Genomic DNA, 14,827 nt, shown 5'->3' with positions numbered 1-14,827 from the left:
GCGGGCATCTGAGCTGACGCCTGTTCCATCGCGAGGCTCGATGCCTGATCGCCGCCCCACCATCCGTAACACCAGTCCAGTGCCGAACCGCGGCTTCGCCCGCGCCGACACAACGAGGTTGCCGTACCTATGCGCCACGCTGAAGGAGCCCTGCGGTGAGTGCTGCTGACATGACGCTCGCCTTCGATATCAACTGTCATTTCGAAGACGGCACTGGCTGCGGCTTCCCGGGCCCGACCCTGTACTCGTTCCTGTTCAAGCCGATCTTCGGCGACGCTGACTCGAACCTGTACTTCAACAAGACGATGCTGCTCGCCCTGCTGGGCTCGATCATCATCGTCGGCTTCTTCTGGGCAGCGTTCCGGAAGCCGAAGGTCGTCCCGGGCAAGCTTCAGATGGTCGCCGAGGCCGGCTACGACTTCGTACGCCGCGGCATCGTCTACGAGACGCTCGGTAAGAAGGAAGGCGAGAAGTACGTCCCCTTCATGGTCGCGACGTTCTTCTTCGTCTGGATCATGAACCTGTGGTCGATCGTGCCGCTCGCCCAGTTCCCGGTGACCGCCGTCATCGCGTACCCGGCCGGCCTCGCCGCCATCATCTACGTGATGTGGATGTCGGTGACCTTCAAGCGCCACGGCTTCGTCGGCGGCTTCAAGAACCTCACGGGTTACGACAAGTCCCTCGGCGCGATCCTGCCGATGGTCATGGTGATCGAGTTCTTCTCGAACGTCATCGTCCGCCCCTTCACCCACGCGGTCCGACTGTTCGCGAACATGTTCGCCGGTCACACCCTGCTGCTGCTGTTCACCATCGCCAGCTGGTACCTGCTGAACGGGATCGGCATCGCCTACGCCGGTGTCTCGTTCGTCATGGTCATCGTGATGACCGCGTTCGAGCTCTTCATCCAGGCTGTTCAGGCGTACGTCTTCGTGCTCCTGGCCTGCAGCTTCCTGCAGGGCGCGCTCGCCGAGCACCACTGAGCGAGTTCGCTCCGCAAAACCCCGAATCGTCCGGTGGCCAACCCCCACCGGTCCATGAAAGAGAAGGAAGAACTGGCATGTCCCAGACCCTTGCTGCCGTCGAAGGTTCCCTCAGCTCCGTCGGTTACGGTCTCGCGGCGATCGGCCCGGGCGTCGGCGTCGGCATCATCTTCGGTAACGGCACGCAGGCTCTCGCCCGTCAGCCCGAGGCTGCCGGTCTGATCCGCGCCAACCAGATCCTCGGCTTCGCCTTCTGTGAGGCGCTCGCCCTCATCGGTCTGGTCATGCCGTTCGTCTACTAAGACGAACCCAACGACTAGTCCGAATCGACGAAAGGCACTGATGTGAACCTCCTGGTTCTCGCGGCCGAGGAGCCGGGTAACCCCCTCGTCCCGCCGATCCCCGAGCTCGTCATCGGTCTGATCGCCTTCGTCATCGTCTTCGGCTTCCTCGCGAAGAAGCTCCTCCCGAACATCAACAAGGTTCTGGAAGAGCGCCACGCGGCGATCGAAGGCGGTATCGAAAAGGCAGAAGCCGCTCAGACCGAGGCCCAGAGCGTCCTGGAGCAGTACAAGGCCCAGCTCGCCGAAGCCCGGCACGAGGCCGCGCGCCTGCGCCAGGAAGCGCTGGAGCAGGGCACTGCGCTCAAGGAAGAACTGCGCGCAGAGGGCCAGCGGCAGCGTGAGGAGATCATCGCTGCCGGCCACGCCCAGATCGCGGCCGACCGCAAGGCCGCCTCTCAGGCGCTGCGTCAGGACGTGGGCAAGCTCGCCACCGACCTGGCCGGAAAGCTCGTCGGCGAGTCCCTCGAGGACCACGCCCGGCAGAGCCGCACGATCGACCGCTTCCTCAGCGAGCTCGAGGAGAAGGCCGAGGCCGCCCGATGAACGGAGCGAGCCGCGAGGCGCTGGCCTCCGCGCGCGAGCGTCTCGACGCGCTGACGGACAACACGTCCGTCGACGCGGCGAAGCTCGCCGGTGAGCTGGCTGCCGTCACCGCGCTGCTCGACCGTGAGGTCTCGCTGCGTCGGGTCCTCACCGACCCGGCGCAGTCCGGCGAGGCCAAGGCCGAGCTGGCCGGTCGACTGCTGGGCGGCCAGGTGGGCGGGGAGACCCTCGACCTGGTGTCCGGCATGGTCCGGTCCCGCTGGTCGCAGTCCCGTGACCTGGTGGACTCGCTGGAGGAGCTGGCGAACACCGCCGACCTCACGGCGGCCCAGCAGACCGACGCGCTCGACGGCGTCGAGGACGAGATCTTCCGCTTCGGCCGGATCGTCTCCTCGAACACCGAGCTGCGTGCCGCGCTGACCGACCGTGCGGCCACCGCCGCCGCCAAGGGCGAGCTGCTGCGCAGCCTGCTCGGCGGCAAGGTGGACGCCGTCACCGAGCGCCTGGTGATCCGTCTCGTGACCCAGCCGCGGGGACGTAGCCTGGAAGCGGGACTCGAGTCCCTTTCCACGCTCGCCGCCGAGCGCCGCAACCGCATGGTCGCCACCGTGACCAGCGCGGTTCCGCTCAGCGACGTGCAGCGGCAGCGTCTTGGCGCAGTGCTGGCGAAGCTGTACGGCCGCCAGATGCACCTGAACCTCGACGTGGACCCGGCGGTCCTCGGCGGGATTTCGGTGCGGGTCGGCGACGAGGTCATCGACGGCACCATCGCGGACCGCCTCGCAGAGGCGTCCCGCCGCATGGCCGGCTGACCAGCCACCAATAGAACAACGCATTCCTAGCGGCCCGGTTGGGCCGTGCAGAACTTGCAGAAGATTCCTGGGGGTCGCCCCCAGACCCCTAAGAAGCTTCAGGCCCAACAAGGAGAGCAGGGAACCCAGATGGCGGAGCTCACGATCCGGCCGGAGGAGATCCGGGACGCACTGGAGAACTTTGTCCAGTCGTACCAGCCGGACGCGGCCTCGCGCGAGGAGGTCGGAACGGTCAGCGTTGCCGGCGACGGCATCGCGAAGGTGGAGGGTCTGCCCTCCGCCATGGCGAACGAGCTGCTGAAGTTCGAGGACGGCACCCTCGGTCTCGCCCTCAACCTCGAGGAGCGCGAGATCGGTGCGATCGTCCTCGGCGAATTCAACGGCATCGAAGAGGGCCAGCCGGTGCAGCGCACCGGTGAGGTTCTCTCCGTAGGCGTCGGCGAGGGCTACCTCGGCCGCGTTGTCGACCCGCTCGGCAACCCGATCGACGGCCTCGGCGAGATCGCGACCGAAGGGCGCCGCGCCCTCGAGCTGCAGGCCCCGGGCGTCATGGTCCGTAAGTCGGTGCACGAGCCCATGCAGACCGGCTACAAGGCCGTCGACGCGATGGTGCCGATCGGCCGTGGCCAGCGTCAGCTGATCATTGGTGACCGTCAGACCGGCAAGACCGCTCTGGCCGTCGACACGATCATCAACCAGCGCGACAACTGGCGCTCGGGCGACGTGAACAAGCAGGTCCGCTGCATCTACGTCGCCATCGGCCAGAAGGGCTCGACCATCGCGTCCGTTCGCGGCGCCCTGGAAGAGGCCGGCGCGCTCGAGTACACGACGATCGTCGCCGCCCCGGCGTCCGACCCGGCCGGCTTCAAGTACCTGGCGCCGTACACCGGTTCCGCCATCGGCCAGCACTGGATGTACGCCGGCAAGCACGTCCTGATCATCTTCGACGACCTGTCGAAGCAGGCCGACGCCTACCGCGCCGTGTCGCTGCTGCTGCGCCGCCCGCCGGGCCGCGAGGCCTACCCGGGTGACGTCTTCTACCTGCACTCCCGTCTGCTGGAGCGCTGCGCGAAGCTGTCCGACGAGATGGGTGCCGGTTCGATGACCGGTCTGCCGATCGTCGAGACCAAGGCGAACGACGTGTCGGCGTTCATCCCGACCAACGTCATCTCCATCACCGACGGCCAGTGCTTCCTGGAGTCCGACCTGTTCAACGCGGGCCAGCGCCCGGCGCTGAACGTCGGTATCTCGGTCTCCCGCGTCGGTGGCTCCGCCCAGCACAAGGCCATGAAGCAGGTTTCCGGCCGTCTGCGCGTGGACCTCGCCCAGTACCGCGAGCTGGAGGCGTTCGCCGCCTTCGGTTCCGACCTGGACGCCGCGTCGAAGGCTTCGCTGGAGCGCGGCAAGCGCATGGTCGAGCTGCTGAAGCAGGGCCAGTACCAGCCGATGCCCGTCGAGGAGCAGGTCGTCTCCGTCTGGGCCGGCACCACCGGCAAGATGGACGACGTCCCGGTGAACGACATCCGTCGCTTCGAGTCGGAGCTGCTGGAGCACCTGCGCCGCGAGCGCAAGGACCTCCTCACCTCCATCGCCGAGGGCGGCAAGATGTCGGACGACACCCTGACGTCGATCGCCGACGCCATCGCCGCCTTCAAGCGCCAGTTCGAGACCTCGGACGGCAAGCTCCTGGGCGAGGACGCGCCGGCCGTCAACGTCTCCAAGTGACGACGGAAGGGACCTGACTCATGGGAGCGCAGCTCCGGGTCTACAAGCGTCGCATCCGTGCCGTCACGGCGACCAAGAAGATCACCAAGGCGATGGAGATGATCGCCGCCTCGCGCATCGTCAAGGCGCAGCGCAAGGTGGCGGCATCGATGCCGTACGCGACCGAGCTCACCCGTGCGGTGACCGCGGTGGCGACCGGTTCGAACACGAAGCACGCCCTGACCACCGAGGTCGAGGCGCCGACCCGCGCCGCGGTCCTGCTCATCACGAGCGACCGCGGTCTGGCCGGCGGCTACTCCTCGAACGCCATCAAGCAGGCGGACCGGCTCACCGAGCGGCTGCGCGCTGAGGGCAAGGAGGTCGACTCCTACATCGTCGGCCGCAAGGGTGTCGCCTACTACGGTTTCCGTGAGCGCAAGGTCACGGACTCGTGGACCGGCTTCACCGACAGCCCGGCCTACGCCGACGCCAAGCGCGTCGCGGCGCCGCTGATCGAGGCCATCCAGCTGGACACGGCCGAGGGCGGCGTCGACGAGCTGCACATCGTCTTCACGGAATTCGTGTCGATGATGACGCAGAACGCGGTGGACGGCCGGATGCTGCCGCTCAGCCTCGACCAGGCCGCGGAGGAGACCAGTACGAAGGGCGAGATCCTTCCGCTGTTCGACTTCGAGCCGTCGGCGGAGGACGTCCTCGACGCCCTGCTGCCGCGCTACGTCGAGAGCCGTATCTACAACGCACTGCTGCAGTCGGCCGCTTCCGAGCACGCCGCCCGCCGCCGCGCGATGAAGTCGGCGACCGACAACGCCGGGGATCTCATCAAGAGCCTCTCCCGGCTTGCCAACGCGGCCCGCCAGGCCGAAATCACCCAGGAAATCAGCGAGATCGTCGGTGGCGCGAGCGCCATGGCTGACGCGACCGCGGGGAGTGACAAGTAATGACGACCACTGTTGAGACGGCCGCCGCCACGGGCCGCGTCGCCCGGGTCATCGGCCCGGTCGTCGACGTGGAGTTCCCCGTCGACGCCATGCCCGAGATCTACAACGCCCTCAAGGTCCAGGTCGCCGACCCGGCCGAGGACGGCAAGCTCAAGACCCTGACCCTCGAGGTCGCGCAGCACCTGGGTGACGGCCTCGTCCGTACCATCTCGATGCAGCCGACCGACGGCCTGGTCCGCCAGGCCCCGGTGACCGACACGGGCGAGGGCATCACCGTCCCCGTCGGTGACTTCACCAAGGGCAAGGTCTTCAACACCCTGGGTGAGGTGCTCAACTACCCCGAGGCGAACGCCGAGGTCACCGAGCGCTGGCCCATCCACCGCAAGGCCCCGAGCTTCGACGAGCTCGAGTCCAAGACGGAGATGTTCGAGACCGGCGTCAAGGTCATCGACCTTCTCACCCCGTACGTCAAGGGTGGAAAGATCGGTCTGTTCGGTGGTGCCGGTGTCGGCAAGACCGTTCTGATCCAGGAAATGATCTACCGCGTCGCCAACAACCACGACGGTGTGTCGGTCTTCGCGGGCGTCGGTGAGCGTACCCGTGAGGGCAACGACCTCATCGAGGAGATGGGCGACTCCGGCGTCATCGACAAGACGGCGCTCGTGTTCGGCCAGATGGACGAGCCGCCGGGCACGCGTCTTCGTGTCGCGCTCGCCGGTCTGACCATGGCGGAGTACTTCCGCGATGTGCAGAAGCAGGACGTGCTGTTCTTCATCGACAACATCTTCCGGTACACCCAGGCGGGTTCCGAGGTGTCGACCCTGCTCGGCCGTATGCCCTCCGCGGTGGGTTACCAGCCGAACCTGGCCGACGAGATGGGTCTCCTCCAGGAGCGCATCACCTCGACCCGTGGTCACTCGATCACCTCGATGCAGGCGATCTACGTCCCCGCGGACGACCTGACCGACCCGGCGCCGGCGACCACCTTCGCCCACCTCGACGCGACGACGGTTCTCTCCCGTCCGATCTCCGAGAAGGGCATCTACCCGGCCGTGGACCCGCTGGACTCGACGTCCCGCATCCTCGACCCGCGGTACATCGCGGCGGACCACTACGCGGCCGCCATGCGTGTCAAGGGGATCCTGCAGAAGTACAAGGACCTCCAGGACATCATCGCGATCCTCGGTATCGACGAGCTGGGCGAGGAGGACAAGCTCGTTGTCCACCGTGCCCGTCGCGTCGAGCGCTTCCTGTCGCAGAACACCCACGTGGCGAAGCAGTTCACCGGTGTGGACGGTTCGGACGTTCCGCTCGACGAGTCGATCACCGCGTTCAACGCGATCTGCGACGGTGACTACGACCACTTCCCCGAGCAGGCGTTCTTCATGTGCGGTGGCATCGAGGACCTGAAGGCCAACGCCAAGGAGCTGGGCGTCTCCTGATCCGGCGCGCTCCGCGAGGAGCGCATCCGGTTCGAAGGCCCCGCGGCTTCGCCGGCAGGTGCCTCGACGGAGAGGGGCGGGTATGTCCCGTCCCTCTCCCCACGCCCATTAGAATTTGACCCAACACCCGGCTGACCCGCCGGGTGGTGACCCGAGGAGCCACCTTGGCTGCTGAGCTGCACGTCGAGCTGGTCGCGGCGGACCGCAATGTCTGGTCCGGCGAGGCCACCCTTGTTGTCGCCCGCACCACGTCCGGCGACATCGGCGTCATGCCCGGTCACCAGCCGCTTCTCGGTGTGCTGGAATCGGGCCCGGTGACCATCCGTACCAGTGACGGCAACACCGTCGTCGCAGCGGTGCACGGCGGATTCATCTCGTTCGCGGACAACAAGCTGTCCCTGCTGGCCGAGATCGCCGAGCTCGCGGACGAGATCGACGTCCAGCGTGCGGAGCGGGCACTGGAGCGCGCGAAGGCGGAGGCCGATGCGGCCGCCGAGCGTCGCGCGGATGTCCGGCTGCGCGCCGTAACGGGCTGAACACCCGTCGGAGTTTGAACCGCTGAGTTCCGGAGGGCGACTTCCGGGACCCGGCAAACCTCAGCCGCGGTCCGTGCTGGAATTTTCCAGACCGGGTCGCGGCTGAGGCGATGCAGGTCGTTTTTTTGGCATGCGGTATTCGATGAGCGAGGAGGTCGGTGAAGATGCTCCTCGCTCTGCTTGTGAGCGGCCTGGTCGTAGCCCTGGTGGTGATCGGGCTGTTCGTCTTCGGACTGCGCCGCAGACTCATCCAGCGCTCCGGCGGCACCTTCGACTGCAGCATGCGCTGGGGGGTGCCCGAGGAGGCCGACACCTCCGGCAAGGGCTGGGTGTACGGGGTCGCGCGCTATAGCGGCGACCGCATCGAGTGGTTCCGGGTGTTCTCGTACTCCCCGCGCCCGCGCCGGCTGCTGGAGCGCTCCTCCATCGAGGTCGTCGCCCGCCGTGCTCCCGAGGGCGAGGAGGAGCTGGCCCTGCTCTCCGACGCCGTCGTACTCGGCTGCGAGCACCGGGGGACCCGTCTGGAGCTGGCGATGAGCGAGGACGCGCTGACCGGTTTCCTGGCGTGGCTGGAGGCGGCGCCGCCCGGGCAGAGGGTGAACGTCGCCTGAGTCCCGGGCCTGCCGGGCCGGACGGGTGCGGGACGTTCACGGTGGGATGTCCCTGCGCCGTGCGGGACGTCCCTGCGGGATGTCCCTGCGGGACGTCCTTGTGCGTCGTCCCCGTGAGACGTGAAGAAGCCGGGGAGACGGGGGCGGACCCGTTTCCCCGGCTTCGGTCTTGTTACTGCAGCCCGGTGTGGATCGCGTTCGCGAGCTCTCCGTTGCTGGTGTCGCCGCTGAACTCCCAGAAGAAGGCTCCCTTGAGGCCCTGCTGCTTGGCCCAGGTCATCTTCCCGGCGATGGTGGCGGGGGTGTCGTAGCTCCACCAGTTGCTGCCGCACTTGGCATAGGCCGTGCCGGCGATGGTGCCGGTGGCCGGGCAGCTGTTCTTGAGCACCTTGTAGTCCTCGATGCCCTGCTCGTAGGTGCCCGGGGCCGGTCCGGTCGCCGTGCCGCCGGGGGCGGCCTGGGTGACGCCGGTCCAGCCGCGGCCGTAGAAACCGATGCCGAGGTTGAGCTTCGAGCCGGCCACGCCCTTGGCCTTGAGCTTGGCGATGGCGTCGGCCGAGTTGAAGCCGGCCTGCGGGATGCCCGCGTAGGAGGTGAGCGGGGAGTGCGGGGCGGTCGGGCCCTGCGCCGCCCAGGCGCCGAAGAAGTCGTACGTCATGACGTTGTAGAAGTCGACGTACTGAGCGGCGCCGCCGTAGTCGGCCGCGTCGATCTTGCCGCCGCTGGAGGCGTCGGCGGTGATGGCGGCGGTGACCAGGTTGTTCGCGCCGAACTTGGCGCGCGTGGCCTGCATCAGGTTCTTGAACGCGGCCGCGCCGCTGGTGTCACAGGACAGGCCGCAGGCGTTGGGGTATTCCCAGTCCAGGTCGATCCCGTCGAAGACGTCGGCCCAGCGCGGGTCCTCGACCAGGTTGTAGCAGGACTGGGCGAAGGCGGCGGGGTTGGCCGCGGCCTGCGGGAATCCGCCGGACCAGGTCCAGCCGCCGAAGGACCACAGCACCTTGATGTGGGGGTAGGCCTTCTTCAGCTTGCGCAGCTGGTTGAAGTTGCCGCGCAGCGGCTGGTCCCAGGTGTCCGCGACGCCGTCGACGCTCTGGTCGGCGGTGTAGGCCTTGTCGTAGTCGGCGTAGGCGTCGCCGATGGTGCACTGGCCGTTCTGGACGTTGCCGAAGGCGTAGTTGATGTGAGTGATCTTGCTTGCCGTGCCCGAGGTGACCAGGTTCTTCACGTGGTAGTTGCGGCCGTAGACGCCCCACTCGGTGAAGTAGCCGAGCTTGACCTTGCCGCCCGGGTCCGGCGGGACGGTGCCGCCGGAGGTGGTCACCGACAGGCCGCCGGAGGACGGGCCGGTCTGGTCGGCGGTGTCGCGGGCGGTGACGGTGTAGGTGTACGTCGTGCCCTTGGTCAGGCCGGAGTCGGCGTAGCTGGTGCCCGTGACCGTCGCGATCTTGGTGCCGCCGCGGTGGACGTCGTAGTTCTTGACGCCCTTGTCGTCGGTGGCCGCGGACCAGCTCAGGGTCAGCGAGGTCTCGGTGACGTTGGCCGCCGTGGGGGTGCCGGGCGCGCTGGGGGGTGTGTCGCCCGGCTGGCTGCCGTCACAGGAGGCGCCGTTGATCTTGCAGCCGCTGGGGGAGCCGCTGCCGGTGCCGTTGAATCCGAAGCTGGCGGTGCCGCCGGGGGCGAGGGTGCCGTTCCAGCCGACGTTCTTGCCCGTCCAGTGCGTGCCGTTGCCGGTGACGGTGGCGTCCCAGGCCGAGGTGACCGCGGTGCCGGCCGGATAGTCCCACTCGACGGTCCACGAGGTGATGGTGGTGGTGCCGGTGTTCTTCACCGTCCACTTGCCCTCGAAGCCCGTGCCCCAGTCGGAGACCTTGGTGTACGTCGCGGTCGCGGAGGTGGCGGCCTGGGCCGGGCCCGCCAGGACGACCAGCCCGGTGACGGGCAGGGCGAGGGCGGCCACGACGGCCGCGACCCGCGTGAAGAACCGGGCACGTCTGGTGCGGGGTGGGGATGCTGTGCTCAAGGGTGATCCTCCGTAGGTCCGTCGTGGTCGTGGGGCCGACTTCGACATGGGGGTGGGACCTGCGCCGCCCGTGAGCACGCTTTGTCATGGCACGCTCACCACAGTTGTGTGCGGTGAGCGTAGAAAGGTCTGGACCAACCGTCAAGAGGTCCAGACCTCATGCCTAGAGCCCCAACTCCTGCGCCAGGACGGCAGCTTGGACGCGGCTGCGCAGCTCCAGCTTGCCCAGGAGGCGGCTGACGTGGGTTTTGGCCGTCGCCTCGGCCATGTCCAGGCGGCCGGCGATCTCCGCGTTCGACAATCCCGCGCCCAGGCAGGAGAGCACCTCGCGCTCGCGCCGGGTCAGCGTCTCCAGCGCCGGAGGCGCGGTGGGCCTGGCGGGGCTCGCCGGAGCCGCGAACTCCGCGATCAGCCGCCGGGTCACCGCCGGGGCGATCAGCCCCTCCCCGCGCGCGACGGTCCGAACCGCCTCGATCAGCTCCGCGGCCTCCGCGTTCTTCAGGAGGAAGCCCGCGGCGCCCGCCCGCAGCGCACCGAAGACGTACTCGTCGAGGTCGAAGGTGGTCAGCACCAGGACATCGGCGAGCCCTTCGGCGACCACCTGGCGGGTCGCGGAGACCCCGTCGAGCCGCGGCATCTGCACGTCCATGAGGACGAGGTCGGGCCGCAGCTCCCGGGCCAGGCGCACCGCCTCCTCCCCGTCGGCCGCCTCGCCCACCACCTCGATGCCGCCCGCACTGCCCAGGATGAGCACCAGCCCCGCCCGCACCGCGCTCTGGTCGTCCGCCACCACCACCGTGATGGTCATGCTTCCACCGCCTTCTCCTCCGCGGGCAGTGTCGCCCGCACCCGCCACAGCCCCTCGCTCCGGCCCGCCGAGAACGCTCCGCCCAGCAGCTCCGCCCGCTCCCGCATGCCGACCAGCCCGGCGCCGGAGCCGGGTGCCCGCGGGCCCGGGCGCTCCCCGTAGGGAGAGTCCACCCGCACGGTCAGCTGCCCGTCCGTCCGGGCCACGCGGACCGTCACCGTGCCCGCGATGGCGTGCTTGAGGGCATTGGTCAGCGACTCCTGGACGATCCGGTACGCGGCCAGCTCCACCGGGGCCGGCACCCGTTCCCCCGGCCGGCGCTCATCGTGCAGTACGAAGTCCAGCCCGCTCGCCGAGCCGTTGGTGCGGGCCTGCCCGAGCAGGGCGTCCAGGCCGTCCAGCGTGGGCACGGCGACCGCCTCGTGCTCTGCCCCCGCGTCCCGCAGCAGCCCGATCAGCCGGCGCATCTCGGCCAGGCCCTGCACGCTGTTCTCCCTGATCACCCGCAGGGCCTCCCGGCTGGTGTCGGCCTTGTCGATGGAGAGTGCGGCGGTGGAGTGGATGGCGATGGCGGAGAGGTGGTTGGCCACCATGTCGTGCAGCTCCCGCGCCATCCGGGCGCGCTCGGCGGTGACCGCCTGGCTGCGGTCCATCTCGGCCAGCAGCGCGGTCTGCTCGGCCCGCAGCCGGGCGGCCACGGCGGCCTCGCGGTGGTTGCGCAAGGTGGCTCCGGTCAGGGCCGGGGCGAAGCTCACGATCCCGGTGATCACGCCGATCAGCAGGGCTTCGGGCGTGCGCAGCCAGGCCACCGAGGCGATGGTGACGACGACGGTGATCAGCCCGGTGGTGACCGGGAGCCGCCGGGCCATGGCCGGTTTCCCGTAGACCACGGCGGCGTACATCAGGTCGGTGAAGATCACGACGGTGGCGAGGCTGCCCACCGTGAACTGGTCGGCGATCACGCCGAGGGTGCCGACGATCAGGGTCAGGCGGGGCATGGTCCGGCGCAGCAGCTCCATCGCGCCGAGCGCCACGAGCGGGACCAGCGCCGCCCAGGCGGGCAGCAGGTGCCGGTGGCCGGTGCTGTGGACGCCGAGCGACCACATCGCCACGCCGGCGAGGACGCTGACCACGGCGAGGAGCACGTCGTCGCGGTGGGGGCGCAGGCTCTTCGGGGTCACGGTCCCATCCAACAGGGTGCGCGGGGCGCCGGCCTCGGCGCAGAGGGCGACGTGCCGCTACATCGAAGGATGCAGCCGCCTTTCCTCATCGGCGACGACGAAACGGGCCGGATCGGACGGGAGCCTGTGAGGGAAGCGTCAGTCCCGAACGGAACGGAGAGTCCTGTGATCGTCGCGCTGATCATCGCCTGTGAGGTCGGCTTCTGGGTGCTGCTGGTCGCCGGCCTGGCCCTGCGCTACCTCGCGAAGAAGCCCCGGCTGGGCGCGGCGGTCCTGCTCTGCGAGCCCGTGATGGAGCTGGTCCTGCTGGTCGTCACCACGCTCGACCTCAAGAACGGGGCCGCGCCGGACTGGAAGCACGGTCTCGCCGCGCTCTACATCGGCTACACCGTCGCCTACGGCCACTACACGATCAAGTGGCTCGACGGGCACGCCGCGCACCGGCTGGCCGGCGGACCCAAGCCCGCCGGCGCGGGGTACGGCAGGGCGAGGGCCGCCCACGAGTGGCGGCTGTGGATCAGGACCGTCATCGCGGCCGCCGTCGCCCTCGGCCTCCTCCAGAGCGCGATCTGGTACGTGGGCGACGCGGGCGACGTCAGCTCGCTGGAGGCCTGGCAGTACGGGGCCCTGCGGGCGGTCGCCATCCACGCCCTGGTCGCCGTCGCCTACACGGTGTGGCCGAAGAAGGCTCCGGCGGGCCGGGTCTCGTAGCCGCGGCCGCGCGACTAGCGGTCGCCGCCGGGCACCCACAGCACGTCCCCGACCTCCTTGTTGGCCGTACGGGCCAGGATGAACAGGAGGTCGGACAGGCGGTTGAGGTAGGTGGCGGTCAGCGGGTTCATCGTCTCGCCGTGCGCCTCCAGGGCCGCCCACGTGGAGCGCTCGGCGCGCCGGACCACCGTGCAGGCCTGGTGCAGCAGCGCCGCGCCGGGCGCGCCGCCGGGGAGGATGAAGCTGCGCAGCTTCTCCAGCTGCTCGTTGAAGACGTCGCAGTCCGCCTCCAGCTTGTCGATGTAGAACTGCTCCACACGCAGCGGCGGGTACTGCGGGTCCTCGACCACCGGGGTGCACAGGTCCGCACCCACGTCGAACAGGTCGTTTTGCACCCGGACCAGGACCTTCACGACCTCGGCCGGCAGGTCGCCCAGCGCGATCGCCGTCCCGATCGCCGCGTTGGCCTCGTTGGCGTCGGCGTACGCGGAGATCCGCAGGTCGGTCTTGGCCGTGCGGCTCATGTCGCCGAGCGCGGTCGTGCCCTTGTCGCCGGTACGGGTGTAGATGCGCGTGAGGTTCACCATGCCGCCAGGGTAGTCCGGGCCAACTGCGGGCGGCCGCCGCGCTGCTGGGCCGTACCGGTGTGATGTCCGTCATCTGAGACGTGACGCGTGTTACTTCACGGTCACACCGCAGCGGCCGGGCGCTAGTCTCCGCCGGAGTGGCTACGCGTCAGGGCCGTTCTCACGACCGGGCCCGTTCGAGACCGGGCCTTTTCGGAAGCAAGGGGTGTGCAGTGGCTGGGAAGCTTGCCGTCATCGGTGCCGGCTTGATGGGGTCCGGGATCGCTCAGGTCTCCGCTCAGGCGGGCTGGGACGTGGTGCTGCGCGACGTCACCGACGCCGCGCTGACCCGCGGTACGGACGGGATCAAGGCCTCTTACGACAAGTTCGTCTCCAAGGGCAAGCTCTCGGCCGAGGACGCCGAGGCGGCGCTCGGGCGCATCACGACCACGACCGACCTCGACGCCGTTGCCGACGTCGACATCGTGGTCGAGGCCGCCTTCGAGAAGATCGAGATCAAGCACGAGATCTTCCGGGCCCTCGACAAGATCGTCCGCGAGGACGCCATCCTCGCCTCCAACACCTCCGCCATCCCGATCACCAAGATCGCGGCCGTGACGGAGCGCCCCGAGCGCGTCGTCGGCGCCCACTTCTTCTCGCCCGTGCCGATGATGCAGCTCTGCGAGCTCGTCCGCGGCTACAAGACGAGCGACGAAACCCTCGCCACCACCCGCGCGTTCGCCGAGTCCGTCGGCAAGACCTGCATCGTCGTCAACCGCGACGTCGCCGGTTTCGTGACGACCCGTCTGATCTCCGCGCTGGTCGTCGAGGCCGCCAAGCTGTACGAATCCGGCGTGGCCTCCGCCGAGGACATCGACATCGCGTGCAAGCTGGGCTTCGGGCACGCCATGGGCCCGCTCGCCACCGCCGACCTCACGGGCGTCGACATCCTGCTGCACGCCACCAGCAACATCTACACCGAGTCCCAGGACGAGAAGTTCGCGCCGCCGGAGCTGATGCGCCGCATGGTGGACGCCGGGGACATCGGCCGCAAGAGCGGACAGGGCTTCTACAAGCACTGACCGCAGGACGGCCGCAAGGCCGTACCGCCGAGCACCTCTGTTCGAATGCCATCACCCCTCGGGGTGAATTAGGTATCGGTTCGCTCACGGTCGGCAACTTCCCTGCCCGTGCGGCAGTCAGTTGCAGTGAGAGTTGCCGACCAAGGACCAGCCGGACCACACGTACGCAGTACCGCCGGGAGTACACATGCACATCAGGGGCGACCACGCCGAACTCGTCGTCGGGGGTCGCCTCGACGTGCGCAGCGCGGCGGACGCCCGTACGGTCCTCCACACCGCCCTCGACGACGGCCACGGCGACCTCGTGCTCGACCTCACCGGGCTCGACTCCTGGGACGCGACCGGCCTCGGCGTGATCATGGGCGCGCACCGCAGGGCCGGCCGGACCGGACGGCGCCTGGTGCTGCGCGGAGTACCGCCCCAGATGCAGCGGCTGCTCGTGGCCACCCGGCTGCACCGCATCCTCGCGATCGAGGGCGGACTGGAAGCGGAGTCCCTGCCCCGGGTGTGAACGTAGCGTTCCGT

16 protein-coding genes are annotated in these 14,827 nt (G+C 68.9%); 12 read left to right on the top strand and 4 right to left on the bottom strand.

The window, feature by feature from the left end; all coding sequences use genetic code 11:
• The first annotated feature begins 170 nt into the window (after positions 1-170).
• The 9 genes from atpB to AB0D44_RS04750 all read left to right on the top strand — a co-directional run bounded on the left by atpB (position 171) and on the right by AB0D44_RS04750 (position 7,931).
• Positions 171-980, top strand: a complete 810-nt coding sequence (gene atpB, locus AB0D44_RS04790) for a F0F1 ATP synthase subunit A (protein ID WP_362584476.1) — start codon at positions 171-173, stop codon at positions 978-980.
• Positions 981-1,057: 77 nt separating this feature from the next.
• Entirely contained in the window at positions 1,058-1,282 is a 225-nt protein-coding gene (gene atpE / locus AB0D44_RS04785; protein ID WP_030545783.1) for an ATP synthase F0 subunit C, read from the top strand.
• A gap of 42 nt (positions 1,283-1,324) precedes the next feature.
• Positions 1,325-1,867 (top strand): F0F1 ATP synthase subunit B, encoded by a 543-nt coding sequence (locus AB0D44_RS04780; protein ID WP_362584332.1) that lies wholly within the window; start codon positions 1,325-1,327, stop codon positions 1,865-1,867.
• On the top strand, positions 1,864-2,679 hold the full coding sequence (locus tag AB0D44_RS04775; protein ID WP_362584329.1) for a F0F1 ATP synthase subunit delta: 816 nt from the start codon (positions 1,864-1,866) through the stop codon (positions 2,677-2,679). Before AB0D44_RS04780 ends, AB0D44_RS04775 begins: the two co-directional genes overlap by 4 nt.
• A 129-nt stretch (positions 2,680-2,808) precedes the next feature.
• Positions 2,809-4,404: a F0F1 ATP synthase subunit alpha gene (atpA, locus tag AB0D44_RS04770; protein WP_362584326.1), complete on the top strand. Its 1,596-nt coding sequence runs from the start codon at positions 2,809-2,811 to the stop codon at positions 4,402-4,404.
• A 20-nt stretch (positions 4,405-4,424) separates the two neighbouring features.
• Entirely contained in the window at positions 4,425-5,342 is a 918-nt protein-coding gene (locus tag AB0D44_RS04765; protein ID WP_362584324.1) for a F0F1 ATP synthase subunit gamma, read from the top strand.
• Entirely contained in the window at positions 5,342-6,784 is a 1,443-nt protein-coding gene (atpD, locus tag AB0D44_RS04760; protein ID WP_136224964.1) for a F0F1 ATP synthase subunit beta, read from the top strand. The genes AB0D44_RS04765 and atpD overlap by 1 nt, the downstream gene beginning before the upstream one ends.
• A 164-nt stretch (positions 6,785-6,948) precedes the next feature.
• Positions 6,949-7,320 carry a F0F1 ATP synthase subunit epsilon gene (locus AB0D44_RS04755; protein WP_030008701.1) on the top strand — a complete coding sequence of 124 codons (372 nt, stop codon included), beginning with the start codon at positions 6,949-6,951 and terminating at the stop codon, positions 7,318-7,320.
• A gap of 164 nt (positions 7,321-7,484) precedes the next feature.
• Positions 7,485-7,931, top strand: coding sequence for a DUF2550 domain-containing protein (locus AB0D44_RS04750; protein WP_362584320.1), 447 nt, complete (start codon positions 7,485-7,487; stop codon positions 7,929-7,931).
• Positions 7,932-8,103: 172 nt separating this feature from the next.
• Here the strand turns inward: AB0D44_RS04750 and AB0D44_RS04745 are convergent, their stop codons facing one another.
• The 3 genes from AB0D44_RS04745 to AB0D44_RS04735 all read right to left on the bottom strand — a co-directional run bounded on the left by AB0D44_RS04745 (position 8,104) and on the right by AB0D44_RS04735 (position 11,943).
• Entirely contained in the window at positions 8,104-10,002 is a 1,899-nt protein-coding gene (locus tag AB0D44_RS04745; protein ID WP_362584317.1) for a glycoside hydrolase family 18 chitinase, read from the bottom strand.
• 115 nt (positions 10,003-10,117) lie between these two features.
• Positions 10,118-10,762, bottom strand: coding sequence for a response regulator transcription factor (locus AB0D44_RS04740; RefSeq protein ID WP_362584314.1), 645 nt, complete (start codon positions 10,760-10,762; stop codon positions 10,118-10,120).
• Positions 10,759-11,943, bottom strand: coding sequence for a histidine kinase (locus AB0D44_RS04735; protein WP_362584311.1), 1,185 nt, complete (start codon positions 11,941-11,943; stop codon positions 10,759-10,761). Before AB0D44_RS04735 ends, AB0D44_RS04740 begins: the two co-directional genes overlap by 4 nt.
• Positions 11,944-12,108: 165 nt before the next feature.
• Here AB0D44_RS04735 and AB0D44_RS04730 point away from each other — a divergent pair, with 165 nt between their 5' ends.
• Entirely contained in the window at positions 12,109-12,654 is a 546-nt protein-coding gene (locus AB0D44_RS04730; RefSeq protein WP_362584308.1) for a hypothetical protein, read from the top strand.
• Positions 12,655-12,668: 14 nt separating this feature from the next.
• Here the strand turns inward: AB0D44_RS04730 and AB0D44_RS04725 are convergent, their stop codons facing one another.
• Positions 12,669-13,241 carry a cob(I)yrinic acid a,c-diamide adenosyltransferase gene (locus AB0D44_RS04725; RefSeq protein WP_362584305.1) on the bottom strand — a complete coding sequence of 191 codons (573 nt, stop codon included), beginning with the start codon at positions 13,239-13,241 and terminating at the stop codon, positions 12,669-12,671.
• Positions 13,242-13,453: 212 nt separating this feature from the next.
• Here AB0D44_RS04725 and AB0D44_RS04720 point away from each other — a divergent pair, with 212 nt between their 5' ends.
• On the top strand, positions 13,454-14,302 hold the full coding sequence (locus tag AB0D44_RS04720; protein WP_362584302.1) for a 3-hydroxyacyl-CoA dehydrogenase family protein: 849 nt from the start codon (positions 13,454-13,456) through the stop codon (positions 14,300-14,302).
• A gap of 187 nt (positions 14,303-14,489) precedes the next feature.
• A complete protein-coding gene (locus AB0D44_RS04715) occupies positions 14,490-14,813 on the top strand; it encodes an STAS domain-containing protein (protein WP_215148886.1) in 324 nt (107 codons plus the stop codon).
• Positions 14,814-14,827 lie beyond the last annotated feature (14 nt).

The organism is Streptomyces sp. NPDC048349, from assembly GCF_040651925.1.
GTDB lineage: Bacteria > Actinomycetota > Actinomycetes > Streptomycetales > Streptomycetaceae > Streptomyces.
The sequence above is the reverse complement of the archived record's forward strand: the minus strand, read 5'-3'. Positions and strand labels throughout refer to the sequence as shown.

Bases quoted from the DNA above. Each gene is read 5' to 3' on its own strand.
- AB0D44_RS04715 (WP_215148886.1), top strand. From the start codon at position 14,490: ATGCACATCAGGGGCGACCACGCCGAACTCGTCGTCGGGGGTCGCCTC.
- atpB (WP_362584476.1), top strand. From the start codon at position 171: ATGACGCTCGCCTTCGATATCAACTGTCATTTCGAAGACGGCACTGGC.
- AB0D44_RS04775 (WP_362584329.1), top strand. From the start codon at position 1,864: ATGAACGGAGCGAGCCGCGAGGCGCTGGCCTCCGCGCGCGAGCGTCTC.
- AB0D44_RS04740 (WP_362584314.1), bottom strand. From the start codon at position 10,762: ATGACCATCACGGTGGTGGTGGCGGACGACCAGAGCGCGGTGCGGGCG.
- AB0D44_RS04750 (WP_362584320.1), top strand. From the start codon at position 7,485: ATGCTCCTCGCTCTGCTTGTGAGCGGCCTGGTCGTAGCCCTGGTGGTG.
- atpD (WP_136224964.1), top strand. From the start codon at position 5,342: ATGACGACCACTGTTGAGACGGCCGCCGCCACGGGCCGCGTCGCCCGG.
- AB0D44_RS04765 (WP_362584324.1), top strand. From the start codon at position 4,425: ATGGGAGCGCAGCTCCGGGTCTACAAGCGTCGCATCCGTGCCGTCACG.
- AB0D44_RS04745 (WP_362584317.1), bottom strand. From the start codon at position 10,002: ATGTCGAAGTCGGCCCCACGACCACGACGGACCTACGGAGGATCACCC.
- AB0D44_RS04725 (WP_362584305.1), bottom strand. From the start codon at position 13,241: ATGGTGAACCTCACGCGCATCTACACCCGTACCGGCGACAAGGGCACG.
- atpA (WP_362584326.1), top strand. From the start codon at position 2,809: ATGGCGGAGCTCACGATCCGGCCGGAGGAGATCCGGGACGCACTGGAG.
- atpE (WP_030545783.1), top strand. From the start codon at position 1,058: ATGTCCCAGACCCTTGCTGCCGTCGAAGGTTCCCTCAGCTCCGTCGGT.